Here is a 23,697-nt window from a genome sequence, read left to right as displayed (position 1 = left end):
AAACCCATATTTTAAAAAGGAAGTTGAAATGAAAAAAAATGTAGCTGCTGCTCTGGCCGGTGCACTGTCCCTGTCTCTGGCTGCCGGTGTTGTTGCCGCTGATAAAGCCGCCAGCGACGTGGCTGTTGAGAAAACTGTTAAAGCTGCCGAAGGTACTTGCGGCGCGGCTGCCAAAGCCGGTGAAGGTACTTGCGGCGCGGCCATGAAAAAAGCACACGCCAAAAAAGGCAAAGCATCAAAAGCCAAAGCTGCCAAAGTAGTAGAAGGCAAATGCGGCGAAGGTAAATGCGGTTCTAAATAATCCTGCAACATACCTTTAACAAAGTCGCATTTTATAAACAAAAATGCGACTTTGTCGTTCATACGGCATCATAACAGGACATCACCATGATTCAACACGCAGGCTTGGGCTACCGCCGCGACTTGGCGGAAGACTTCCTCTCGCTTTCAGACGACAGCCCGATACGCTTTATCGAAGCCGCCCCCGAAAACTGGCTGAAAATGGGCGGCAGGGCGCGCAAACAGTTTGACCGCGTGGCGGAACGGCTGCCGCTGGCATTGCACGGATTATCCATGTCGTTGGGCGGACAAGCCCCGCTGGATACCGACTTGATAGACGGCATCAAAGAAATGATGCGCCGTTATGACTGCACGTTTTTCTCCGACCATTTGAGCTATTGCCACGACGGCGGTCATCTTTACGATTTGTTGCCGCTGCCTTTCACTGATGAGATGGTGAAACATACCGCGCGCCGTATCCGCGAAGTGCAAGACCGTTTGGGCTGCCGCATCGCCGTAGAAAACACCTCCTACTACCTGCATTCTCCGCTTGCCGAGATGAACGAAGTCGAGTTCCTCAATGCAGTTGCCCGTGAAGCCGACTGCGGCATTCATCTCGATGTGAACAATATCTACGTCAACGCCGTCAACCACGGCCTGTTATCGCCTGAGGCCTTTTTAGAAAATGTGGACGCAGAGCGTGTGTGCTATATCCACATTGCCGGGTATGACGTAGAAACGCCGGAATTGTTGATTGATACGCATGGCGCGGCGGTTTTGCCGACCGTTTGGGATTTGCTCGAACTCGCCTATGCCAAACTGCCGACGATTCCGCCCACCCTGTTGGAACGCGATTTCAATTTCCCGCCTTTTGCCGAACTTGAAGCCGAAGTCGCTAAAATCGCCAACTATCAAATGCGTGCCGGAAAGGAATACCGCCGTGCAGCCTGAAACTTCCGCCCAATATCAACACCGCTTTGCCCAAGCTATACGCGAAGGCAAAGCCGCAGATGGATTGCCGCAAGAGCGGTTGAATGTCTATATCCGCCTGATACGCAACAATATTCACAGCTTTATCGACCGCTGTTATACCGAAACGCTGCAATACTTTGACAGCGAAGAATGGGGCAGTCTGAAAGAAGGTTTCGTCCGCAACGCGCGCGCTCAAACGCCCTATTTTCAAGAAATCCCCGGCGAGTTCCTCCAATATTGCCAAAGCCTGCCGCTTTCAGATGACCTCTTGGCATTGATGGACTTTGAACACACCCAGCTGCTCGCCGAAACCGCTCAGACCGATAGCCAAACAACCCATGCCGATTCAGACGATTTGGCTTACACCCTTTCTCCCGCCGCCTTTGTGCGCCGTTATCAGTATGACGTGACGGACGAATTGCAGGAGGCGGAAACTGCTGTTTTGGTGTGGCGCGATAAGGAAGATGACGTGATGTACCAAACGCTCGACGATTTCGATGCCTTATTGCTGGAAACGCTGGCAGAAACGCCCACTTCCCTAAACGGCCTGCAGACCATGCTGGCAGAGTTCATGCCGTCTGAAAACGCTTGGCAGGACGCATTAAGGCAAAAATGGACGGAATGGTTGGAACAGGGCATTTTGGTTGCGGCATAAATCAAGGCCGTCTGAAACGGGTGCAGTCGGTTTCGGCGAAACAAAAATACTACTGAAATCGTTTATAGATTCAATCGCATGCTCTTGCCGTATCAGCGTAAAATCAAAAGTATATTGATCATTCATTTCATACTGATACATTATGGCCCTACCCGAACTGACCGATGCCGAGCTTGCCGAATCCCGCAAACTGCTGCTGCGCTTTGCCCATATCCAGCTGCCCGACCGCCCCGATTTGGCGGAAGACCTCGTACAGGAAACCATGCTTTCTGCCTACCGTGCGGCCGAGGGTTTCAAAGGCGACGCCCAAGTGAGCAGCTGGCTGTTTGCAATCTTAAAAAACAAAATTACCGACTGCCTGCGCCAAATCGGACGGCAACGCCAAGTTTTCGTCACGCGCGACGAGGAAGCCTTGGATGAAGCCTTTGAAGGACATTTTGCCGCCGACGGGCATTGGACGGACGAAGGACAGCCTCAGGGTTGGGACTCGCCCGAAGCCAGTTTGAACAATAAAGAGTTCTACCAAGTTTTGCAGACCTGCCTCTACCATCTGCCGGAAAACACCGCCCGCGTGTTTACCATGAAAGAGATTCTCGGCTTTTCAAGCGATGAAATCCGCGAACAATGCGGCATCAGCCATGCCAACTATTACACCATCATGCACCGTGCGCGCGAAACCTTGCGCCAGTGCCTGCAAATCAAATGGTTCTCCCATGCCTGACAGGAAAACGCCATGAAAAAATGCCGCAAAATAACCGATCTGATTTCCAAACAGCAAGACCAAGTGCATCTCAGTCTTTTTAACCGCATTGCCCTTGCCGTCCACCTGTCGCTCTGCCCCCGTTGCCGCGAATATAAGAAACAGCTCGAATTAATTAGCAATGCCATGCATAAGTTGTTTCGATGATTCAAAAAAAGCCGTCTGAAACCTACCCCTGTCAGTTTCAGACGGCCTTTTTGCATCTGCTTTATTTATTGCTAACTTGGAATAAGCCATGGTTTGCCGTTCACTTTTTTAGCTGCATTTATTTTTAAACTTGCGCCGTTGGCCTTTGTTTTTTGAGGCATGGCTGAAGATTCTAATACGGTAGAACAAGATAAAGGCCGTCTGAAAGATGAATTTCAGACGGCCTTTTTCACGGCTTTTAGTGTTGTTCTTCCGGCTCGGGTTCGTCTTTGCCGAACCAGTTGTCAAAGCGGATGGTGTATTTCAACTCGCCGCCGGAGGAGCGCGTGCCGATGCGGGCAACGGCTTGGATGGCGCGGGTCAGTTGGTACACGAGTTTGACGGATTGTTCGGCGCTGGAAATGCCATATTCGTAACCTGCGTAGAGGTTGTTGGTGAGCTGTTTGCCGACGGTCAGGACTTGTTCGGCAGGGTTGAGCTCGCCTGTTTGGGCGTTGCGGCTGCGTTTGCTGGTAAAGCCCAAATCATCCACAAGGCCGATGCGGTCGTTGACTTGGCCGGCAAGCAGTGCGCTGGCGGCCGCAGAGAGCGTGGCATTGTCGCCGTCGCTGCCGCTGCTGGCACGGTTGAGGATGAGCCAGGAGAGTTTGTCTTTTTCACTCATGGCTTCTTTGGCAACCAAGGTTACGCGCGGATTGTTGAGGCTGCCGAGGACTTCGACACCTGCACCGACCGGGGAGAGACGGCGTTCGGCACGGATGTTGAGGTTTGGATTGGTCAGCGGGCCGACAAAGGAAACCGATCCTTTGGTGATGTCGAGGTCTTGGCCGTAGGCTTTGTAGCGGCCTTTGACAACGCGCACGGTACCGACGCCTTGGACGGCTTCGCCCGGATGTGATGTGATGGCCAGTTTGCCGCCGATGGTAACGTCTGCGCCGTAGCCGACAAAACGGACATTGTCGTTGATGTTCAAGACAAGGTTCATATTAATCGGCGTGGTGGCCGTTGCTTCTTTTTTGGTTTCGCCCAGTACAACCACGTCGTCATCGAGGGTCGGCATGGAGGATTTTTGCGAACCAAACCTGCCGTAGTCGGTGTTGAGTGTGCCGTTGAGCGATACGCCTTTTTCCGGATTATAGAGGACTTTGGCCGCGCCGGAGAGCTGCAGTTGGCGGTTTGGACGCGAGAGGGTGCGGTATTTGTCGAAGACGATGTCCACGTCGACATCGGGGTTGGCGTTGGCAAGGTTGACCGCGCCTTTGAGCTCAATCGTGCCGCCACGGTGGAATTTGAGGCTGTCGATCACCCATTTTTGACCCTGCAGGCGCGAACGCAATACGCCGTTGTCGAGAATCAGGCCTTGGGTTTGATGGCGGTAATAGAGGTTGTCGCCATTAATCAGGCCGCTCAGTTGCGGATCGTTCAGACGGCCTGCCAAGTTGACGGCGGCGTTCAGACGGCCTTTGAGGGTTTGGCCGACGGGCAGGAAGTTGCGGAAGACTTCGAGGTTGGCAACGTTCAGGTTGAGCTTGCCGCTCAGGGGGGCGGTGTCGAAGCTGGTACCCTGACCGATATTGACGGTACCGTCGGCTCGGCCGTAATTGGTTTGGAGGTCAAGGTTGCTGTTGACGGTAGGCGAACCGAGTCGGCCGCCGATGGTGGCGGTCGCGTTCAGACGGCCTGCAATGCCTTGGGCTGTCGCCGGCATAAAGGATTTGAGCGAGCCCAAATCGGGAACGCTGATATTGACTTTGCCGCTGACAGGGGCGTTGTTGATGTTGTTGCCGAACTGCTGGGCGATGCCGAGCGTGCCGTCAACTTTGCCGAAGCGGGTGTTGCCTTCCAGCGTGCTGTCGATGCGGCCGTTTTGGAAACGGGTACGCAGGGCGAGTGCGGAAAGCCCCAAAGGCTGTTTGTTTTTCGGGTCTTTGCTCGGCAGGATGATGTCGCCGCTTTGACGGTTGATGTTGAGGAAGCCGCGCGCGTTTTGACTGTACGCCAAATCCCAATCGCCGCCCAAGACGAGGTTGTGTTCGATAGGCGGAGTGTAGAAGTTGTGCAACTCGGTAATGTGCAGATTTTGTGCGCTGCCTTTACTGGTAATGCCGGCTTTCTTGTCCCAAACGAAATTTTGCAGGTTGAGGTTGCCGCCCATGGCCGCCCAGCGCGCGCTGCTGAGGGAAACGCGTTCGCTGCCGGCTTCGAGGTTGAGGCGGTTTTGCAGTTTGAGGTTGAACGCGCCGCTGATGTCGAGCGTGTCGACCGTGCCTTTCCATTGGGTTTGGTCTTTGTTGAGGCCGCCGGTGGCGTCGAGGTCGAGCTTGTAGCGTTTGTTGTCCACCGCCATGCTGCTGTTGCCACGGATGTGGTGGTGCGAACCTGTGCCGCTGATGAGCAGGTTGACGTTGTCAATCATGGCCGCGCCGCCGGATACGGCGATGTGTTCGCCTTTAATATCGGCACTCAACGGACGGTTGGTATCTGGCGAGCCTTTAAGCTTGAAGTCGAGGGTGCGGATGTTGACGGTATCGGCAACTTTGAAGTTGCGCGCTTCGCCGTTCAAATCGGCTTCAAGGGTTTTGAGGCCGTCTGAAAAGCTGCCGGAGATGTAGCCGCGCGCGTTGAGCAGGCCACCCAAGCCGAAGCCGAAACGCGACAAATCGGGGGCGGTAATGTTGAGGTTAAGGCGGTCGCCTTTTTTGCCGAAGCTGCCGTTGGTTTTGACGATGTTGCTGCCGAGGGTCAGGTCGGTCAGGGCGCGCGAGAGGTGTTTGTTTTCATAGGCGACGTCGGCTTTGCCGCTGAGTGGAACGCCGTTGAGCGTACTCGGTGCGAACTGCATTTTGCCGGCGAATTTCTCTTGCGCCAGTATGCCGGTCAAGTTGATGTTGCCGTTGACGCTGCCTTGCGGAAGCTGCGGATCGATGCGTGCAGGGTTGAAGGCTTTGCTGACGATGTCCAGCTGCAGTTTGCGGTCTTTGAAGAGTTCGAGTGAGCCTTTGGCGTTGAGTTCGCCGCCGTTTTGCGGAACCAGGCGGACTTTGTCGAGCTTGAGCGTGCGCTGGCCGAGCTGTTTGTCGGTTTGGAAAAACAGCATGCCGTCTGTACGCGCAAATCCGCTGTCGAGATTCCAGTTGATGACAGGGGAGGAGGTTTCACCTTTGACGTCGATACTGCCGTTCAGACGGCCTGCAATGTTTTGACGCACAAAGTCGTCTGCGCCGGTATTGTTGATGCCCAGTGCGAGTTTGAGCTGGTCTTGGGCGGTATCGATAGAGCCGGATACGTCGATGCTGCCGTTTTTGAGCAGGCCGACGCCGATGTCTTCGATTTTGACCGTACCTTTGTCGTCGACGATGAATTCGCCGAGGATGCGTTTGACGGGGATATGGTTTTCATCGGCAAAACCGGCTTGGTCGTTTTCCAAGTCTATCGAGCCTTCCAGCGCAACGCCGTCTGTAAAGGACGGAATGGTGGTGGCGTCGAAATTCAGGCGCGCTTTGGGCAGGCTGGGCAGGAAGGCCTGCGGATTGATGTTGGAACCTTTAATCAGGATTTCGCCGACGGTTTCATTGAGGCTGTCGGCGAATGGGTGGATGGTGGATTTGGCAGACAAATGAACGTTGTCGCTGTCGAGCAGCAGGTCGGTGTACACGTCTTGCAGGCTGCCCCACAGGCGCACCGTGCCGTGTATGGTTTCGCCCTCAAGCTGGCCTTTGGTGTAGATGGCGGTATTGAGGACGTAGGGTTTGTTCAAACCGAGCACCACCGCGCCTGTCGAGCTGCTCCAGGGCGTGTCGGCGGTTTTGATGTGGAGGCGGTGTTCTTTTTTGTCGTAATGATAGGCCGCGTGCAGATGGTCGAGATAGACGGTCTGCTTGTCAAAACGCTTGCCCACGCTGATTTTGCCGGTTTCCAAACGGTCGAGATAGGCGGTAACGGGTAGGTCTATACTGTCGGGCAGGCCTTTTGAAGGCTCTTCTTCTTTGGGCGGCGTGCGCTTGGTCACGATGGCGATGTCGCCGGCCACGACTTCGGTAATATGTAAAGACGGACGGAACAGCTCGGACGGTTTCCAATCAAAGCGGAAGTTGCTGATTTTGATGTCCGCACCTTCTGTTTCAATCAACCATTTATCGCCTTCAAAACCTTCAATCAGCGTCCCCTTCAGCGTGTCCGAAGAGATTTTGACGCCGAACCATGACGGGATTTTGTACAAACCGAAACGCAAACCCGATTCCGTACCGACCAGCCAGCCGATCGCGCCGGCGGAAACGGTCAATACGCCCAAGGCGGACAGGACAAAGCCGCGCAACAGGCGTTTTTTGCGCTTTGGCAGGGCGGGCTGTTGTTCAGACGGCGTGGAAGTGTTTGCAGTATCGGTCATGATATTTTTCTGTTTGTCTGTTTTTCAGACGGCCTGAAATGGCTGAGGCCGTCTGAAAGAATGGATGGTGAGTATGTTTGTTAAAACCTTGTGCCCAAGCTGATGTGCCAGCGGATTTTTTTGTCGTGATGGCCGTAGGCAATATCGAAGGAGAACGGCGCAACCGGGCTGAACCAGCGCACGCCCAAGCCGGTACCGTGTTTTAAGGTCATGTGTTTGAAGTTGCTCGCCGCATCGCCGACATCGTGGAAGATGGCGCCGGAGAAGCTCTTGGTAACTGGGAATTGATATTCGAGGCTGCCGACCACCAAGGCGCGTTGCGGTAAAACGGAGCCGTTGGGGCCGGCTAAGCCGATGCTGTCGAGTTCGTAACCGCGTACGGAAGTTGCGCCGCCGGTGCGGAACATCAGGCTGGACGGTACTTCTTCGCCTTCGCGGGCATAAACGTAGCCTGCTTGTCCTCGTACGATGAACGTACCGAGTTTTTTGTTTTCAGGCGTGAAGAAATAGCCTGCCCGTGCCGTGGCGCGTGCCATTTGGGTGGAGGAGAGGAGTTTGCCCAAGGTCGAGCCGATTTTGCCGTCGAGGTAGTAGCCGTTTTGAGGGTGCAGCTCGGTTTCAATGCTTTGCCGTTTCCATGAGGCGGTCAACATGGTGGCATGGCTTCGACCCAAATCGTAGCTGGTGTCGGGGACTTTGCGGTCTTCGGTAATGAATTCGAGGCCGAAGCGGGCATCAATATTGTTGCGGTCGCGGACGTACCAAATACCGCTGGTCAGGGCGCGTTTTTCAAGGTTTTGCGTGGTCGATCGGTTGTAGGAAACGTTGCTTGTCCAGTAGTTGCCGCGGTTGTTGCGCGGTTGGCTGATACCGGCGGCCAGCGTGGTCTCGTATTTGTCCATATCCCAAACGACCGAGCCGATGTAGCCCTTGTTAAAGAGGTTGTAATAGTCGTAGGCGATGCGGCCGCCGATTCCATATTCGGAGTCGTAGCGGATACCGGTTTCCAGTTTGTGGCGTTTGACTTCGGTCACGTTGATTTTGACGGGAACGCGGTCACCTTGCAGTTGATCGAAGTCGGCTTGTACGGACGCACCGGAGTAGTGGCCGTTTTGTTCGAGCGCCTGTTGCAGGTCGAGGATTTTGTCTAAGTCGTAAGGCGAACCGGGGTGGAAACGCGCCATGCCGGAAACCACGCTCTCAGGGTAGCGGCGTGTGCCGGTGATTTGGAAGTCGCCGAAGTAAATGGGGCGGTTGCTCTCCACGATGACGTTCAAGTCGGCTTTTTGCGTATTGGGATTGATGGTGGCTTGGGTGGTGGTGAGTTTTGCCAATGGATATTTTTTGCGTGTTACCGCGCTGAGGACGGAGGTTTTACTTGCACTCCAGCCGTCTTGGTCGAAGTTTTCGCCAACGGGCTGTTGCCAGTTTTCCATTGCATTTTGGTAGTATTCGGCCAAGTTGTCGTCATTCAATACGTCGCCGAGGATGGCCACGCTGACGTTGTCGACTTTGGTGCGCGGACCGGGGGTAACGTTGACGGTGTAGCTCTCGCCGTGGTCTTGAATATTGACGTTGCTGTTGAAATAGCCTTTGGTCCGGAGCATGGTTTTGACGTTGTCGGGTGCCTCTTCAGCGAGGAAGCCGACCTGCTCTTTATCCAGCTCTTCGTCCTGCTGCTGGGTAATCAGCGGCAGGTATTCTTCAAGCATTTCTTTGACTTCGCTGTCTTGGGTGTCGATTTTGACGGGAAATTTGGGCTTGAGTTTGCCTGTTTGGTCGTCTTTGGGCTGCTTGGGCATTTCGGATTCGGGAACGGCCTCGTAGTCTTCCGCTTTGGGAACGGAAGTATCTACTGCCAACGCGTGTCCGTAGGCGAGCGCCAATGATGCAAATAAAACAGGGTAGGTCAGTTTGGTCATGATGTGTGTTCGACAGCGACAATTCTTCAGTTTGGGGATTTTAACATTATTTCTGCAAGGTTTCAGGCTATGGTTATAAACGGAAATTTAGCGCGATAATGTTGCAAAATGTGACGTAAGGGCGGATTTTGGTTTGTTTCTATCTGATTGTAATATTTATGTTTTTGTATTTTGATTGATGAAGTTGCCTTTGTATTCGGCCTTATGGCGCAGATTTCAGGCCGTCTGAAAGCAAGATATAGAGAAGTAAAGCAACGGTATGGGCATACTTTAAAGTAGGGTTTGAGCGGGTTTGACTGTATTTTTGGTATAAAGTGCCAACTGTGTCATAAATGCTAAACTTTAATGCTGTTTTTGTGAGGTGTGCATGAAAACCTCGCCGACAAATGATTTTTTATTTTAGAATGTAAGACTTTTTTAACATATCTTTAAATTGAAGGAACGGATATGGCAAGTGGCAATCCGCTTTTAAACGCGATCAACAGCGTCAGCCTGGTGGTACAAATCGCCATCGGCTTGGTTTTAGGTATTCTTGTGGGCGCAGTTGCGCCGCAAGTCGGTATCAGCGCAGGACTGCTGGGCAGCCTGTTTGTCGGTGCGCTTAAGGCTATCGCACCGATTTTGGTATTCGTTTTGGTGACTGCCGCCATTGCGCAACACCAAAAAGGCAATCAGGCCCACATCAAACCGATTTTGATTTTGTATATTTTTGGTACGTTCGCAGCCGCTGTGGTGGCGGTTGTCGCCAGTATGGCATTCCCGACCACGCTGATTCTGCGTGCGGCAGGCGATGTGTCCGTTGCGCCGCCTTCCGGCATTGTCGAAGTGTTGAAAACGCTGCTGATGAATTTGGTGGCCAACCCGATTAACGCGCTGGCCAATGCCAACTATATCGGCATTTTGGCTTGGGCTTTGGTATTGGGCGCGGCTTTGCGTCATCACGGTTCGGATACGACCCGCCAAGTGGCGGCCGACTTGGCCGATACCGTTTCGACCGTTGTGAAATGGATTATCCGTTTTGCGCCGCTGGGTATTTTCGGCTTGGTATCTTCTACTATTGCGGAAACCGGTTTTGAAGCGCTTGCCGGTTATATGCAGCTGTTGGCCGTATTGCTCGGCTGTATGCTGTTTATCGCTTTGGTGGTCAATCCGATTATTGTGTGGACGCAAATCCGCAGCAATCCTTTCCCGCTGGTGTTTACCTGCCTGCGCGAAAGCGGCGTGTATGCCTTCTTTACCCGTTCTTCCGCCGCCAACATCCCTGTGAACATGGCATTGGCGAAAAAACTGGGTCTGCACGAAGACACTTACTCTATCTCCATTCCATTGGGTGCAACCATCAATATGGCCGGTGCGGCAATCACCATTACCGTTTTGGCGATGGCTGCGGCGCACACGCAAGGCATTACAGTTGACTTCGCCACTGCCCTGCTGCTGAGCCTGGTGGCCACCGTCAGCGCGTGCGGTGCATCCGGTGTGGCCGGCGGCTCATTGCTGCTGATTCCTTTGGCGTGCAGCCTGTTCGGTATCGATAACGATGTGGCCATGCAGGTGGTTGCTGTCGGCTTCATCATCGGCGTGATTCAAGACTCTGCAGAAACTGCGTTGAACTCTTCCACCGACGTTTTGTTTACTGCCGCTGCCGATTTAGGTCGTCAACGTAAAGAGTAATTTTTAGGGTTAACCTAAATCCAGCAAAGGCCGTCTGAAAACTTTCAGACGGCCTTTGTTTTATGCAAAGCAAAGGGATTTTTAGATGGTCAAGCCGATAGATTGGTTTGGTCGGACTGACGGTATCCGCTGTCATCAGTTGGATTTTTCCCGTAAAATACAGTCTTGAATGTATTTGAACACCTCTTTTCAGACGGCCTGACCGTCTTATCACATTTGCAAAAACAATGATTAAAAAAATATTCTCATGGTTCGAGTCCCGCATCGACCCTTATCCAGAAGCGGCTCCGAAAACGCCAGAAAAAGGGTTGTGGCGGTTTATTTGGAGCAACATTGAAGGCGTGCGCAAATGGATTGCCGTGTTGGCCGTGTTTACGGTCGGCGTCGGCATCATGGAAGCCTTGATGTTCCAATTTATGGGCAAGGTGGTCGACTGGCTCGGCACGTATACGCCGCAAACGCTTTTTGTTGAAAAAGGCCATGCTTTAATCGGCATGATGGCCATGGTGGCATTTTTTGCCGTTTGGACCTTTTTCGCGTCCAGTGTGCGCCTGCAAACCCTGCAAGGCGTGTTCCCCATGCGCCTGCGCTGGAATTTCCACCGCCTGATGCTGGGGCAGAGCCTGGGCTTTTATCAGGACGAATTTGCAGGACGCGTGTCCGCCAAAGTCATGCAGACCGCGCTGGCGCTGCGCGATGTCGTGATGACCGTTGCCGATATGGTTGTCTATGTGCTGGTGTACTTCATCACTTCCGGCGTGATTCTGTCCTCATTTGATGCATGGCTTATTTTGCCGTTTATCTGCTGGATGATTGGATTCGCCATGATTATGCGCTTTCTGATTCCCAAACTCGGTAAAACCGCTTCACGCCAGGCCGATGCGCGCTCGTTGATGACCGGCCGCATTACCGACGCCTACTCCAATATCGCCACCGTCAAACTTTTCTCCCACGGCGCACGCGAGGCCGCTTATGCCAAGCAGTCGATGGAAGAGTTTATGGTGACTGTCCATGCCCAAATGCGTTTGGCTACGCTGCTGCACACTTGCAGCTTTATCGTCAACAGCTCGCTGACCGTCGGTACGACCGCCTTGGGCATTTGGCTTTGGTATCACGGCCAAGTCGGCGTGGGCGCGGTAGCCACGGCCACGGCCATGGCATTGCGTGTGAACGGTTTGTCGCAATACATCATGTGGGAATCCGCCCGCTTGTTTGAAAACATCGGTACCGTCAACGACGGCATGGCAACCCTGTCCAAACCGCAAACCATCCTCGACAAGCCGAACGCCCTGCCGCTGAAAGTGTCGCAAGGCGAAATCAAATTCAAACACGTCGATTTCTCCTACGAAGCAGGCAAACCGCTCCTCAACGGCTTCAACCTCACCATCCGCCCGGGCGAAAAAGTCGGCTTGATCGGCCGCAGCGGTGCAGGCAAATCCACCATCGTCAACCTGCTCCTGCGCTTTTACGAACCGCAAAGCGGCACGATTTCGATTGACGGGCAAAACGTCGACAGCGTTACCCAAGAAAGCCTGCGCGCCCAAATCGGTTTGGTCACGCAAGATACCTCGCTGCTGCACCGCTCCGTCCGCGACAATATTATCTACGGCCGTCCCGATGCGACCGAAGCCGAGATGATTTCCGCTGCGGAACGCGCCGAGGCCACAGGTTTTATTCCTAACTTAAGCGATGCCAAAGGCCGACGCGGCTATGATGCACACGTTGGCGAACGCGGCGTGAAACTTTCCGGCGGCCAGCGCCAACGCATCGCCATCGCCCGCGTTATGCTCAAAGATGCGCCGATTCTATTGCTTGACGAAGCCACCAGCGCGCTCGACTCCGAAGTCGAAGCCGCCATCCAAGAAAGCCTAGACAAAATGATGGAAGGCAAAACCGTGATTGCCATCGCCCACCGCCTCTCCACCATCGCCGCGATGGACCGCCTCATCGTCTTGGACAAAGGCCGCATCATCGAAGAAGGCAGCCACACCGAGTTGCTCGAGAAACAAGGCCTGTACGCCAAACTTTGGGCACACCAAAGCGGCGGCTTCTTGAGTGAGCATGTCGAGTGGGAAAATAATTAAACGCTTTGAAAGAAGATAAAAGGCCGTCTGAAAACATTTTCAGACGGCCTTTATTAATGAAGCAAAGGGCAGCTGGGATAACCGCTTTTTCAGTTGAAACCTTAGTTTTTTACAGCCCCAGCGACCAAGCATTTTGGTGTTCGGACAAGTCTTCCAAGCGGTTTTCGTAATGGGCGAAGATTTCTTCGATGATTTCGTCTTCGTCATCGATAACTCGGATCAGGTTCAAATCCTCTTCCAAAATCAGGTTTCTGCCCAGCAACTGCTCGCGTATCCAGTCCAACAGACCCGCCCAAAATGCTTTGCCCACTAAGATAATCGGGCGGTCAGGCGTTTTGCCGGTTTGCACCAAGGTCAGGCTTTCAAACAATTCGTCCAACGTGCCGAAACCGCCGGGCATGACGACATATGCTACGGCGTGTTTGACGAACATGACTTTGCGCGGGAAGAAGTGTTGGAATTTAATCGACAAATCCTGATACGGATTGGCTTTTTGCTCGTGCGGCAACACGATATTCAGCCCCACCGCCGGACTTGCGCCTGCAAACGCGCCTTTGTTGGCCGCTTCCATAATGCCCGGCCCGCCGCCGGAAATGACGGAAAATCCGGCATCCGACAGTTTGCGTGCCAAGCGTAATGTAAACTCGTAGTCGGGATGGTTTTCAGGCGTGCGCGCGCTGCCGTAAATGCTGACGGCTGGCTGAATGGCGCGCAATTCTTCGCCGGCTTCGACAAATTCGGAAATAATCTTCAATACATGATACGACTCGCGCGCCTGAATATCGCGGCGTGTTTCGTCGGGCAGCATGGGTTTGGGCAGTTTTTTGAGCAGGCTCACGGCTTTTCCTTTGTGTTTTTATGTACAGTATTGTAACCCGAAAGGGGCGGGCCGTCTGAAAGTTGGGTTTCGGCGGCAAGTGTGCCTGCCACATTTTCAAAAGCCCGTTACAATATCTGCTTTTATTTTTACTGCTTTGCCATGCTTGATATTATCCACCGCGACAGCCGCACCATCGCCGTCAACAAACCTGCCGGAATGCTGGTGCACCGAAGCTGGTTAGACAAACATGAAACCCGTTTTGCCGTGCAGACCCTGCGCGACCAAATCGGGCAGCACGTCTATCCCGTCCACCGCCTCGACCGCCCGACTTCCGGCGTCTTGCTGTTTGCACTCGATACGGAAGCCGCACGGTTATTGACGCAGCAGTTTGAAAACAAAACCATCGAAAAAACTTATTGGGCGATTGTCCGCGGTCATCTGCCTTCAGACGGCCTGATTGATTACGCCCTCAAATATATGCCCGACAAAATCGCCGAAGCGCAGACCGAAGCCACATTGCAGGAAGCGCAAACCGCCTACCGCTGTCTGGCGCAAACCGAGTTGCCGTTCCAATCTGCCCTGCGTTATCCGACTTCGCGTTATTCGTGGGCCAAACTTACGCCGCACACCGGCCGCAAACACCAACTCCGCCGCCATATGAAACACATTTTCCACCCCATCGTCGGCGACACCAACTACGGAGATTTGCGCCAAAACCATGCCGTTGCCGAACATATCGGCACGCAACGTCTGATGTTGCACGCGCGAGGCCTCAGTTTTCAAAGCATAGAAGACGGCAGCCGGATGACCGTACAAGCGCCGATAGACAACGACTGGCGGCTTTGGATGGAAAAATTCAAAATTGAGGCCGTCTGAAAAGCCAAACCGCACATTTTCAGACGGCCCGGTCATGGAAAAAAACAGGCAAATCCCTTACAATACGCCCCTAAAATTTTGAAAGAACACAAGAATCATGGAAGCCGAAGTAATCAACCAGCTTAATAACACCCTAAACGACTTGGAGAAGCGCAGCGAAGACATCCGCGTCTATATGGACTATCAGGGCAAGAAAGACCGATTGGAAGAAGTCGTCGGCCTCTCCGAAGATCCGGAACTCTGGAACGACCCCAAACGCGCCCAAGAAATCGGCAAAGAGCGCAAAATCCTCGAAGGCATCGTGGTGACCCTCGACAACATCGCCACAGGTATCGAAGACAACCGCATGCTGATTGAAATGGCCGTCGAAGAAAACGACGAAGAAGGTTTCGCCGCCGTGCAGGAAGATGTGGCCGGTTTGGAAAAACAAATGGCCGATCTCGAATTCAAACGAATGTTCAACCAGCCAGCCGACCCGAACAACTGCTTTATCGACATTACCGCAGGCGCGGGCGGTACCGAAGCGGAAGACTGGGCGGGTATGCTGTTCCGTATGTACAGCCGCTACGCCGAGCGCAAAGGCTTCAAAATCGAAATCCTTGAAGAAGACGACGGCGAAATCGCGGGCATCAACCGCGCCACCATCCGTGTGGAAGGCGAATACGCCTATGGCCTGCTGCGTACCGAAACCGGCGTTCACCGCCTGGTGCGCTATTCACCGTTTGACTCCAATAACAAACGCCACACGTCGTTCTCGTCCGTGTTCGTTTACCCCGAAATCGACGATTCCATCGAAATCGAAATCAATCCTGCCGATTTGCGTATCGACACTTACCGTGCATCCGGTGCAGGCGGTCAGCACATTAACAAAACCGACTCCGCCGTGCGTATTACCCACGAGCCGACAGGGATTGTGGTTCAATGTCAAAACGACCGTTCGCAACACGCCAACAAAGCCGCCGCGATGGAAATGTTGAAATCCAAACTGTACGAATTGGAAATGCGCAAACGCAACGAAGAGAAGCAGGCTTTGGAAGAAGGTAAGTCCGATGTGGGTTGGGGCAGCCAAATCCGCTCATACGTTTTGGATTCCTCACGCATCAAAGACTTGCGTACAGGCTACGAAGTCGGCAACACCAAAGCCGTATTGGACGGCGACTTGGACGGCTTCATCGAAGCCAGCCTGAAACAAGGTGTGTAAACCGTAAGAGATAAACAGGCCGTCTGAAAGATTTCAGACGGCCTGTTTGTTAGTAACTATACCTACGACTACTGAAAAAATTAAATTGAAAAAAAATCTAAATCTATAAAATATAGAAACGGAAATAAAAGTCCGTGTATCTGAAAACTTAAGTATAGAATGGAGCAATAATGGCAAATAATCAGACAGGCAACAGTAACCCAAACTGGCCAAGCAAAACAGGTAATCCGTCAGGCGGCGGACGTGGTAACAATCCCCCGTCAGGTAGCGGAAAATCTGGTGGGGGCAAAAAATAAACAATTTCTTTAAGCCCTACTTTTTTAAGTAGGGCTTTATTTTATCTGTTATTTGTATCACATAGTTTTCAGGCAGCCTGAAACTACTCTAAAGTCTTATCAGCCTAAATGGAATACCGAACGCAGTAAATATATCCGTTTTCGGCCACATGAAAAATACAATATAGAAAATCTAAAAATTAATGGGTTTTTGAATATGTAGGGCATGACGGAGATGGCCGCGATATCCTTGTTATGTAGCTATTGAGTTCTTTTTAGATACGAATCTTAATCTTTCTGTAAAAATATGCTTTTTAATGTTTTGCAAATGCAAAGATTGGCGGTAATATATAGTTTCTATAAAAATGATTGGTAGGTGCAATAGGCCGTCTGAAGCCTGAGCCTGTCTAATATATAGGAGAACTCATAATGTCCGGTCAAAAGCCGTCTTCTGCCGAGAAAACCTTCTTCGGCCATCCTTTGCAATTATCCACCCTATTCCATATTGAGCTGTGGGAACGTTTTTCCTTCTACGGTATGCAGGGCATCCTGCTGATTTATCTGTATTACACCGCGAATCAAGGCGGTTTGGGTATGGATAAAGCCTTGGCTGGTGGCATTGTCGGCGCGTACGGCGGCAGCGTTTACCTGTCCACCATTCTCGGTGCATGGTTGGCCGACCGCATTTGGGGTGCGGAGCGTACCCTGTTTATCGCCGGTATCGTCGTGATGACCGGCCATATTTTATTGGCGATTGTGCCGGGCTTGATGGGATTGTTGTTGGGCTTGGTGTTTATCGCGCTGGGTAGCGGCGGCGTGAAATCGTCTGCAGGTTCGATGGTCGGCTCTTTGTATGAACGGGACGACCTGCGAGAATTACGCGATGCCGGTTTCTCCATTTTCTATATTTCCATCAATATCGGCGGTTTCTTAGGCCCTTTGTTGACCGGTATTTTGCAAGACAGAATGGGATTCCATTACGGTTTCGCCGCGGCGGCCGTCGGTATGGCATTTGGCCTGTTGTGGTATTCGCGCGGCCGTAAAAACCTGCCGCATACGCCGGCTCCCAATCCGTTGCGCCCTGAAAAGGTACAGACTGCAATAGCTGTTGGCGTGTTGCTGGTTTTGGTGTTGGGCAGCGTGATTGCTTCCGGCGCACTCAATCTTGAGAACTTTTCACGCTGGCTCTTGGGCGTGGTCATTATTACCGTTATCGCTTATTTTGCACGCCTGCTGGGCAGCAGCCAGGTTGAGGCAGCCAATAAACGTTACATCATGGCCTATATTCCGCTGTTTTTGACCATTTGTATGTTCTGGGCGGTTTGGTTTCAGGTGTACACCGTTGCAACGGTTTATTTTGACGAAACGGTTGACCGTACTTTCTTCGGCTTTACCGTACCTGTTTCATGGAAAGACTCGATACAGGCCATGTGGGTGGTTCTCTTTTCCGGCGTAATGGCTGCGGTGTGGACGAAAATGGGTAAGCGCCAACCTAAAACGCCGTTGAAATTTGCACTGGCCATGTTGGTAACCGGCGTCTCTTATTTGTGTTTCATCCCGTATATTTCATCCGAGACCCCGATGCCGATTATCGTGTTTATGCTGGTGTTGCTGGCGATTACGATAGGTGAGTTGATGCTGTCGCCGATTTCGCTATCGTTTTCCACCAAAATCGCACCGAGCATGTTTAAAACACAAATGGTTGCTTTGAATTTCTTGGCATTGTCCATCGGCTTTACTTTGGGCGGAGTGTTGTTTAAAGACTACTACAATGCTCAGTCGCCATTGGATTTCTACTGGATGCTGGCCACCATTGGCGCAGTAACCTGCGGTATCCTGCTGGTACTCGCCCCGGTATTGAACCGTATGCTCAAAGGTGTCGATTGATTTTTCTATTTAAAATAATGTGATGTACACAGGCCGTCTGAAAATAATCAGTTTTCAGACGGCCTGATGTTTTTATTGAGGTTTGGAAAAGGGCAGTTTTCCAAATTTTTTAAGTAAATCGGACAGGAAGAAAATCCGAATTAAATGATACATGATTAAACTGAAATTAAAATTGTGAAATATTAAATAAGAATAAGAATTGTTCTCATAACTTTATTGAATTTATTAGGGTTTTTTTACTGATTTGCTGATATTTACCTTTAAATGGCTTTTGAAATTCGATAAAATGGTAATCTATTTTTAAGATTTGTCTGTCAACCAGTTAGGTACGACCATGTTGGCCAGTTATTTTCCCGTCCTCGTATTCATCCTCGTCGGTCTTGCAGCCGGCGTGCTGTTTATCCTGCTCGGCACGATTTTAGGCCCGAAACGCCACTATGCCGAAAAAGACGCAGCTTACGAATGCGGTTTTGAAGCCTTTGAAAACGCAAGGATGAAATTCGACGTGCGCTATTACCTCGTCGCCATCCTCTTCATCCTGTTTGATTTGGAGGTCGCGTTCATGTTGCCGTGGGCAGTCGTGTTCAAAGATTTGGGCGCATACGGCTTCTGGTCTATGCTGGTGTTTATCGTCGTTCTGACGGTAGGCTTTATTTACGAATGGAAAAAAGGTGCGCTGGAATGGGAATAGAAGGCGTTTTGAAAAAAGGTTTCATCACCACCAGCGCGGATACGGTGTTGAACTATATGCGTACCGGTTCATTGTGGCCGGTTACTTTCGGCTTGGCCTGCTGCGCCGTGGAAATGATGCATGCAGGTATGGCGCGTTATGACCTTGACCGTTTCGGTATCATTTTCCGTCCGTCCCCACGTCAGGCCGACCTGATGATTGTGGCAGGTACGCTGACCAACAAAATGGCGCCAGCCCTGCGCCGCGTATACGACCAGCTCGCCGAGCCGCGCTGGGTATTGTCTATGGGTTCGTGTGCCAACGGCGGTGGCTATTATCATTATTCTTATTCCGTTGTGCGCGGTGCCGACCGCGTCGTGCCGGTAGACGTTTATGTGCCGGGTTGTCCGCCGACTGCGGAAGCCCTGATTTACGGCCTGATTCAGCTCCAACAAAAAATCAAGCGCACTTCCACCATCGCGCGTGACGAGTAAGGAGAGGACGATATGGCAAGCATTCAAAACTTATACGAGACCGTCGTCGGCGTGCTTGGCGATCAGGCAAGCAAAGTCATTTCAGCTTTGGGCGAGATTACCGTCGAGTGTCTGCCCAAACACTATATTTCAGTCATGACCGCATTGCGCGACCATGAAGAGTTGCATTTCGAGCTTCTGGTCGATTTGTGCGGTGTCGATTACAGCACTTACAAAAACGAAGTATGGCAGGGCAAACGCTTTGCCGTCGTCAGTCAGCTGCTTTCCGTTAAAAACAATCAACGCATCCGCGTACGCGTCTGGGTTTCAGACGACGACTTCCCCATAGTCGAATCCATAGTCGATATTTACAACAGCGCGGATTGGTACGAACGCGAAGCCTTCGATATGTACGGCATCATGTTCAACAACCATCCGGACTTGCGCCGCATCCTGACCGATTACGGCTTTGTCGGACATCCGTTCCGCAAAGACTTCCCGATTTCCGGCTATGTGGAAATGCGTTACGACGAAGGGCAAAAACGCGTGATTTACCAACCTGTTACCATTGAGCCGCGCGAGATCACGCCGCGTATCGTCCGTGAGGAGAACTACGGTGGCCAATAAATTAAGAAACTACACCATCAACTTCGGCCCGCAACACCCTGCGGCGCACGGCGTATTGCGTATGATTTTGGAGTTGGAGGGCGAAACCATCGTTCGTGCCGACCCGCATATCGGCCTCCTGCACCGCGGTACTGAAAAACTGGCTGAAACCAAAACCTATCTGCAAGCCCTGCCCTATATGGACCGCTTGGACTACGTTTCCATGATGGTCAATGAGCAGGCGTATTGTTTGGCAGTAGAAAAACTTGCCGGTATCGATGTGCCTATCCGCGCCCAATACATCCGCGTGATGTTTGCCGAAGTAACGCGCATCCTCAATCACTTGATGGGCATCGGTTCGCACGCCTTCGACATCGGCGCGATGACTGCCATCCTTTATGCCTTCCGCGACCGCGAAGAGCTGATGGACTTGTACGAAGCCGTGTCCGGCGCACGTATGCATGCCGCCTACTTCCGTCCCGGCGGCGTTTACCGCGACCTGCCCGACTTCATGCCTAAATACGAGAGCAGCAAATTCCGCAACGCCAAAGTATTGAAGCAGCTCAACGAATCTCGTGAAGGCACCATGCTCGACTTTATCGACGCCTTCTGCGAGCGTTTCCCGAAAAACATCGATACACTCGAAACCCTCCTGACTGACAACCGTATTTGGAAACAGCGTACCGTCGGCATCGGCGTTGTCACTCCTGAGCGCGCCATGCAAAAAGGCTTTACCGGCGTTATGTTGCGCGGTTCCGGCGTGGAATGGGACGTGCGTAAGACACAGCCTTACGAAGTGTACGACAAAATGGATTTCGACATTCCCGTCGGTGTGAACGGCGACTGCTATGACCGCTACCTCTGCCGCATGGAGGAAATGCGCCAATCCGTCCGCATCATCAAACAATGTTCCGAGTGGTTGCGTGTCAATCCGGGTCCGGTCATTACCACAAACCACAAATTCGCTCCGCCCAAACGTACCGAAATGAAAACAGGTATGGAAGACCTGATTCACCATTTCAAACTCTTTACCGAGGGTATGCACGTTCCCGAGGGCGAGACCTACACCGCTGTCGAACATCCGAAAGGCGAGTTCGGCGTTTACATCATTTCAGACGGCGCAAACAAACCCTACCGCCTGAAAATCCGCGCACCCGGCTTCGCCCACCTGCAAGGCATGGACGAAATGGCAAAAGGCCACATGCTGGCCGACGTCGTTGCCATCATCGGTACGCAGGACATCGTATTCGGGGAGGTTGACCGATAATGTTATCCGCAGAATCCTTAAAACAAATTGATATTGAGTTGGCAAAATATCCTGCCGACCAACGCCGATCCGCCATTATGGGTGCATTGCGTATCGCCCAGACCGAAAAAGGCTGGCTTGCTCCAGAGACCATCGCCTTTGTCGCAGACTATATCGGCATCTCGCCTGCACAAGCCTACGAAGTCGCTACTTTCTACAATATGTACGACCTTGAGCCTGTCGGTAAATATAAATTGACCGTTTGTACCAACCTGCCCTGCGCCCTGCGCGGCGGTATGGCTACCGGCGAATACCTCAAACAAAAACTCGGTATCGGTTATGGCGAAACCACGCCCGACGGCAAATTCACCCTCGTCGAAGGCGAATGCATGGGCGCATGCGGCGACGCCCCAGTTATGCTGGTAAACAACCACAGCATGTGCAGCTTTATGACTGAAGAGGCGATTGAGAAGAAACTGGCGGAGTTGGAGTAGGTTGCGGGTTTACTTGAAAAATAAATTTAATTTTGAATAAATGGAAGAAAGCTATGCAATTAGATAAAGAGAAATTTGATTGCTTGTATCGTTATTTAATTTTAGTGGCACAGAACAAGCGTGTCGTAATGTACCACGAATTAGAAAGTGTATTCCGATTAAGTCATAAATTAGTTGGTTTGTATGCTGGTGCAATTGGTGATTTTTGTTTAGAGCAAAATTTACCTTTGTTAAACTCCCTAATTGTTAGTGCACAGGAATGTCAGCCTTCCGATGGGTTTGCTAACTATTTAGAAAAAAGTGGGATGGATAGTTGGGGAGATTGTCTTGTTAAATGTTGGCAAGAATATCACGTTACTACTACACAAGTACAAAAACGTGGAAATTATCAGGGTATTACAGATTTAATTGATGATTCAAAAGTTTTAGGTTCTATCTTTACTAAATAAAATAAATTCATAGCAAAGTAAGTCTGATCTAGACTCAACTAATATGTTTTTAGGTCGTCTGAAACAGCGGCCGCAACCTATACGAAAACGAACAGGCACACCAAAAATGGCTATTTACCAATCAGGCGTGATTTTTGACCAAGTGGATACCGCCAATCCCGATTGCTGGACATTGGACGAATACGTCAAACGTGGCGGTTATACCGCCCTGCGTAAAATCCTGTCCGAAAACATCTCGCAAACCGATGTGATTGACGAAGTCAAAACCTCTGGCTTGCGCGGTCGTGGCGGTGCGGGCTTCCCGACCGGTTTAAAATGGAGCTTTATGCCCCGTTCCTTCCCGGGCGAAAAATATGTGGTTTGTAACACCGACGAAGGCGAGCCGGGTACATTTAAAGACCGCGACATCATCATGTTCAATCCTCATGCCCTGATTGAAGGCATGATTATCGCCGGTTACGCGATGGGTGCGAAAGCCGGCTACAACTACATCCACGGCGAAATTTTCGAAGGCTACCAACGTTTTGAAGCCGCTTTGGAGCAGGCGCGTGCCGCAGGCTTTTTGGGTAAAAATATTTTGGGTTCGGATTTTGAATTTGAACTCTTCGCCCACCACGGCTACGGCGCATATATTTGCGGCGAAGAAACCGCATTGCTCGAATCGCTGGAAGGCAAAAAAGGCCAGCCTCGCTTTAAACCACCATTCCCTGCTTCGTTCGGCCTGTACGGCAAACCGACTACCATCAACAATACCGAAACGTTCTCCTCCGTCCCCTTCATTATCCGTGACGGCGGACAGGCATTTGCCGATAAAGGTATTCCGAATGCAGGCGGTACCAAATTGTTCTGTATTTCCGGTCATGTCGAGCGTCCAGGCAACTATGAAGTGCCGTTGGGCACGCCGTTTGCCGAAGTCCTGAAAATGGCGGGCGGTATGCGCGGCGGTAAAAAACTTAAAGCCGTCATTCCCGGCGGTTCGTCCGCGCCCGTGTTGCCTGCCGATATCATGATGCAGACCAATATGGACTATGACTCGATTTCCAAAGCAGGCTCGATGTTGGGTTCCGGCGCGATTATCGTGATGGACGAAGACGTGTGCATGGTGAAAGCCCTTGAGCGTCTGAGCTACTTCTACTACGACGAGTCTTGCGGCCAATGTACGCCTTGCCGAGAAGGTACCGGCTGGCTTTACCGAATCGTCCACCGCATTGTAGAAGGCAAAGGCCGCATGGAAGACTTGGATTTGCTGGATTCTATCGGTAACCAAATGGCAGGCCGCACCATCTGCGCCCTCGCCGATGCCGCCGTCTTCCCTGTCCGCAGCTTTACTAAGCATTTCCGTGATGAGTTTGTGCATTACATCGAACACGGCGGACCGATGAAACCGAATAAGTGGTATTAAGATCTGTCTATTTAAAGAAGAATTAGAAATTATTTGATGGAAGGATAGTTATGCAGTGCCCAAAATGTGGTTCTGAAAACATTGAAAAATTAAATTATGGTAAACGAGCTGGTGCTGGTATAGGCGGTGTAGCAGGTGGGGTCGGAGGGTACATAGCAGGTAGTGCAGGGGCAGCTGCAGGTGCCAAAGCCGGAGCTGTAATAGGATTATTTGCGGGACCTGTAGGTGCAGCTACTGGAGCTACTGTTGGTGCTGTTGCAGGGGGTGTGTTAGGAGCAATAGCTGGTGCAACTACGGGAGCAGGTTCTGGTGCTATGCTGGGGGAAGTTGTTGATTCTAATGTTCTATCTAATTTCAGATGTCATTCGTGTGAACATACTTTTAGTGAGCAATGAGTAAGTAATTGCTAATAAAGAGTAGA

The 23,697-nt window shown here is 51.7% G+C and carries 21 protein-coding genes; 18 read left to right on the top strand and 3 right to left on the bottom strand.

The window, feature by feature from the left end; genetic code table 11:
- The first annotated feature begins 28 nt into the window (after positions 1-28).
- The 5 genes from CYJ98_RS08965 (at position 29) to CYJ98_RS08945 (ending at position 2,813) form a co-directional block, all read left to right on the top strand.
- Positions 29-301: a hypothetical protein gene (locus tag CYJ98_RS08965; protein ID WP_049349240.1), complete on the top strand. Its 273-nt coding sequence runs from the start codon at positions 29-31 to the stop codon at positions 299-301.
- A gap of 86 nt (positions 302-387) precedes the next feature.
- Entirely contained in the window at positions 388-1,230 is an 843-nt protein-coding gene (locus CYJ98_RS08960) for a DUF692 domain-containing protein (protein ID WP_101755690.1), read from the top strand.
- On the top strand, positions 1,220-1,906 hold the full coding sequence (locus tag CYJ98_RS08955) for a DNA-binding domain-containing protein (protein WP_101755691.1): 687 nt from the start codon (positions 1,220-1,222) through the stop codon (positions 1,904-1,906). The genes CYJ98_RS08960 and CYJ98_RS08955 overlap by 11 nt, the downstream gene beginning before the upstream one ends.
- A gap of 142 nt (positions 1,907-2,048) precedes the next feature.
- On the top strand, positions 2,049-2,627 hold the full coding sequence (locus CYJ98_RS08950; RefSeq protein WP_101755692.1) for a sigma-70 family RNA polymerase sigma factor: 579 nt from the start codon (positions 2,049-2,051) through the stop codon (positions 2,625-2,627).
- A gap of 12 nt (positions 2,628-2,639) precedes the next feature.
- Positions 2,640-2,813, top strand: coding sequence for a hypothetical protein (locus CYJ98_RS08945; RefSeq protein WP_004519151.1), 174 nt, complete (start codon positions 2,640-2,642; stop codon positions 2,811-2,813).
- Positions 2,814-3,051: 238 nt separating this feature from the next.
- Here the strand turns inward: CYJ98_RS08945 and CYJ98_RS08940 are convergent, their stop codons facing one another.
- Positions 3,052-7,200, bottom strand: coding sequence for a translocation/assembly module TamB domain-containing protein (locus tag CYJ98_RS08940; RefSeq protein WP_101755693.1), 4,149 nt, complete (start codon positions 7,198-7,200; stop codon positions 3,052-3,054).
- 80 nt (positions 7,201-7,280) lie between these two features.
- Positions 7,281-9,122: an autotransporter assembly complex protein TamA gene (locus CYJ98_RS08935; protein WP_101755694.1), complete on the bottom strand. Its 1,842-nt coding sequence runs from the start codon at positions 9,120-9,122 to the stop codon at positions 7,281-7,283.
- A gap of 447 nt (positions 9,123-9,569) precedes the next feature.
- On the opposite strand from CYJ98_RS08935, the gene sstT reads away from it, so the two are divergent.
- Both sstT and CYJ98_RS08925 read left to right on the top strand, forming a co-directional pair.
- Complete coding sequence (gene sstT, locus CYJ98_RS08930) at positions 9,570-10,793, top strand: serine/threonine transporter SstT (RefSeq protein WP_101755695.1); 1,224 nt, start codon at positions 9,570-9,572, stop codon at positions 10,791-10,793.
- Between the two features lie 227 nt (positions 10,794-11,020).
- Complete coding sequence (locus tag CYJ98_RS08925; RefSeq protein WP_101755696.1) at positions 11,021-12,877, top strand: ABC transporter ATP-binding protein; 1,857 nt, start codon at positions 11,021-11,023, stop codon at positions 12,875-12,877.
- Between the two features lie 109 nt (positions 12,878-12,986).
- Here the strand turns inward: CYJ98_RS08925 and CYJ98_RS08920 are convergent, their stop codons facing one another.
- Entirely contained in the window at positions 12,987-13,715 is a 729-nt protein-coding gene (locus CYJ98_RS08920; protein ID WP_003686578.1) for a TIGR00730 family Rossman fold protein, read from the bottom strand.
- A 141-nt stretch (positions 13,716-13,856) separates the two neighbouring features.
- Between CYJ98_RS08920 and truC the strand changes: the two genes are divergently transcribed.
- The 11 genes from truC (at position 13,857) to CYJ98_RS08865 (ending at position 23,671) form a co-directional block, all read left to right on the top strand.
- Complete coding sequence (gene truC / locus CYJ98_RS08915) at positions 13,857-14,573, top strand: tRNA pseudouridine(65) synthase TruC (RefSeq protein ID WP_101755795.1); 717 nt, start codon at positions 13,857-13,859, stop codon at positions 14,571-14,573.
- A 97-nt stretch (positions 14,574-14,670) separates the two neighbouring features.
- On the top strand, positions 14,671-15,774 hold the full coding sequence (gene prfB, locus CYJ98_RS08910) for a peptide chain release factor 2 (protein WP_003681666.1): 1,104 nt from the start codon (positions 14,671-14,673) through the stop codon (positions 15,772-15,774).
- A 704-nt stretch (positions 15,775-16,478) separates the two neighbouring features.
- Positions 16,479-17,936 (top strand): oligopeptide:H+ symporter, encoded by a 1,458-nt coding sequence (locus CYJ98_RS08905; protein WP_101755697.1) that lies wholly within the window; start codon positions 16,479-16,481, stop codon positions 17,934-17,936.
- A 334-nt stretch (positions 17,937-18,270) separates the two neighbouring features.
- Complete coding sequence (locus tag CYJ98_RS08900; protein ID WP_003686600.1) at positions 18,271-18,627, top strand: NADH-quinone oxidoreductase subunit A; 357 nt, start codon at positions 18,271-18,273, stop codon at positions 18,625-18,627.
- Complete coding sequence (locus tag CYJ98_RS08895) at positions 18,618-19,100, top strand: NuoB/complex I 20 kDa subunit family protein (protein WP_002215610.1); 483 nt, start codon at positions 18,618-18,620, stop codon at positions 19,098-19,100. The genes CYJ98_RS08900 and CYJ98_RS08895 overlap by 10 nt, the downstream gene beginning before the upstream one ends.
- Before the next feature lie 12 nt (positions 19,101-19,112).
- Positions 19,113-19,706: an NADH-quinone oxidoreductase subunit C gene (locus tag CYJ98_RS08890; RefSeq protein ID WP_101755698.1), complete on the top strand. Its 594-nt coding sequence runs from the start codon at positions 19,113-19,115 to the stop codon at positions 19,704-19,706.
- Positions 19,696-20,952, top strand: a complete 1,257-nt coding sequence (gene nuoD, locus CYJ98_RS08885; protein ID WP_049332998.1) for an NADH dehydrogenase (quinone) subunit D — start codon at positions 19,696-19,698, stop codon at positions 20,950-20,952. Before CYJ98_RS08890 ends, nuoD begins: the two co-directional genes overlap by 11 nt.
- Positions 20,952-21,425, top strand: a complete 474-nt coding sequence (gene nuoE / locus CYJ98_RS08880) for an NADH-quinone oxidoreductase subunit NuoE (protein WP_004467713.1) — start codon at positions 20,952-20,954, stop codon at positions 21,423-21,425. Before nuoD ends, nuoE begins: the two co-directional genes overlap by 1 nt.
- Positions 21,426-21,478: 53 nt before the next feature.
- Positions 21,479-21,874: a hypothetical protein gene (locus CYJ98_RS08875; RefSeq protein ID WP_101755699.1), complete on the top strand. Its 396-nt coding sequence runs from the start codon at positions 21,479-21,481 to the stop codon at positions 21,872-21,874.
- Positions 21,875-21,980: 106 nt separating this feature from the next.
- On the top strand, positions 21,981-23,276 hold the full coding sequence (gene nuoF / locus CYJ98_RS08870; RefSeq protein ID WP_101755700.1) for an NADH-quinone oxidoreductase subunit NuoF: 1,296 nt from the start codon (positions 21,981-21,983) through the stop codon (positions 23,274-23,276).
- 50 nt (positions 23,277-23,326) lie between these two features.
- A complete protein-coding gene (locus CYJ98_RS08865) occupies positions 23,327-23,671 on the top strand; it encodes a hypothetical protein (RefSeq protein ID WP_208617166.1) in 345 nt (114 codons plus the stop codon).
- Positions 23,672-23,697 lie beyond the last annotated feature (26 nt).

Origin of the sequence: Neisseria perflava (genome assembly GCF_002863305.2) — a bacterium.
Taxonomy (GTDB): domain Bacteria; phylum Pseudomonadota; class Gammaproteobacteria; order Burkholderiales; family Neisseriaceae; genus Neisseria; species Neisseria perflava_A.
Note: the sequence above shows the minus strand (reverse complement) of the source record. Positions and strands in the feature narration are given on the sequence as shown.

Coding starts and splice junctions, on each gene's coding strand:
- CYJ98_RS08965 (WP_049349240.1), top strand. CDS start 29: ATGAAAAAAAATGTAGCTGCTGCTCTGGCCGGTGCACTGTCCCTGTCT.
- CYJ98_RS08960 (WP_101755690.1), top strand. CDS start 388: ATGATTCAACACGCAGGCTTGGGCTACCGCCGCGACTTGGCGGAAGAC.
- CYJ98_RS08950 (WP_101755692.1), top strand. CDS start 2,049: ATGGCCCTACCCGAACTGACCGATGCCGAGCTTGCCGAATCCCGCAAA.
- CYJ98_RS08945 (WP_004519151.1), top strand. CDS start 2,640: ATGAAAAAATGCCGCAAAATAACCGATCTGATTTCCAAACAGCAAGAC.
- CYJ98_RS08940 (WP_101755693.1), bottom strand. CDS start 7,200: ATGACCGATACTGCAAACACTTCCACGCCGTCTGAACAACAGCCCGCC.
- CYJ98_RS08935 (WP_101755694.1), bottom strand. CDS start 9,122: ATGACCAAACTGACCTACCCTGTTTTATTTGCATCATTGGCGCTCGCC.
- sstT (WP_101755695.1), top strand. CDS start 9,570: ATGGCAAGTGGCAATCCGCTTTTAAACGCGATCAACAGCGTCAGCCTG.
- CYJ98_RS08925 (WP_101755696.1), top strand. CDS start 11,021: ATGATTAAAAAAATATTCTCATGGTTCGAGTCCCGCATCGACCCTTAT.
- truC (WP_101755795.1), top strand. CDS start 13,857: ATGCTTGATATTATCCACCGCGACAGCCGCACCATCGCCGTCAACAAA.
- prfB (WP_003681666.1), top strand. CDS start 14,671: ATGGAAGCCGAAGTAATCAACCAGCTTAATAACACCCTAAACGACTTG.
- CYJ98_RS08905 (WP_101755697.1), top strand. CDS start 16,479: ATGTCCGGTCAAAAGCCGTCTTCTGCCGAGAAAACCTTCTTCGGCCAT.
- CYJ98_RS08900 (WP_003686600.1), top strand. CDS start 18,271: ATGTTGGCCAGTTATTTTCCCGTCCTCGTATTCATCCTCGTCGGTCTT.
- CYJ98_RS08895 (WP_002215610.1), top strand. CDS start 18,618: ATGGGAATAGAAGGCGTTTTGAAAAAAGGTTTCATCACCACCAGCGCG.
- CYJ98_RS08890 (WP_101755698.1), top strand. CDS start 19,113: ATGGCAAGCATTCAAAACTTATACGAGACCGTCGTCGGCGTGCTTGGC.
- nuoE (WP_004467713.1), top strand. CDS start 20,952: ATGTTATCCGCAGAATCCTTAAAACAAATTGATATTGAGTTGGCAAAA.
- CYJ98_RS08875 (WP_101755699.1), top strand. CDS start 21,479: ATGCAATTAGATAAAGAGAAATTTGATTGCTTGTATCGTTATTTAATT.
- nuoF (WP_101755700.1), top strand. CDS start 21,981: ATGGCTATTTACCAATCAGGCGTGATTTTTGACCAAGTGGATACCGCC.
- CYJ98_RS08865 (WP_208617166.1), top strand. CDS start 23,327: ATGCAGTGCCCAAAATGTGGTTCTGAAAACATTGAAAAATTAAATTAT.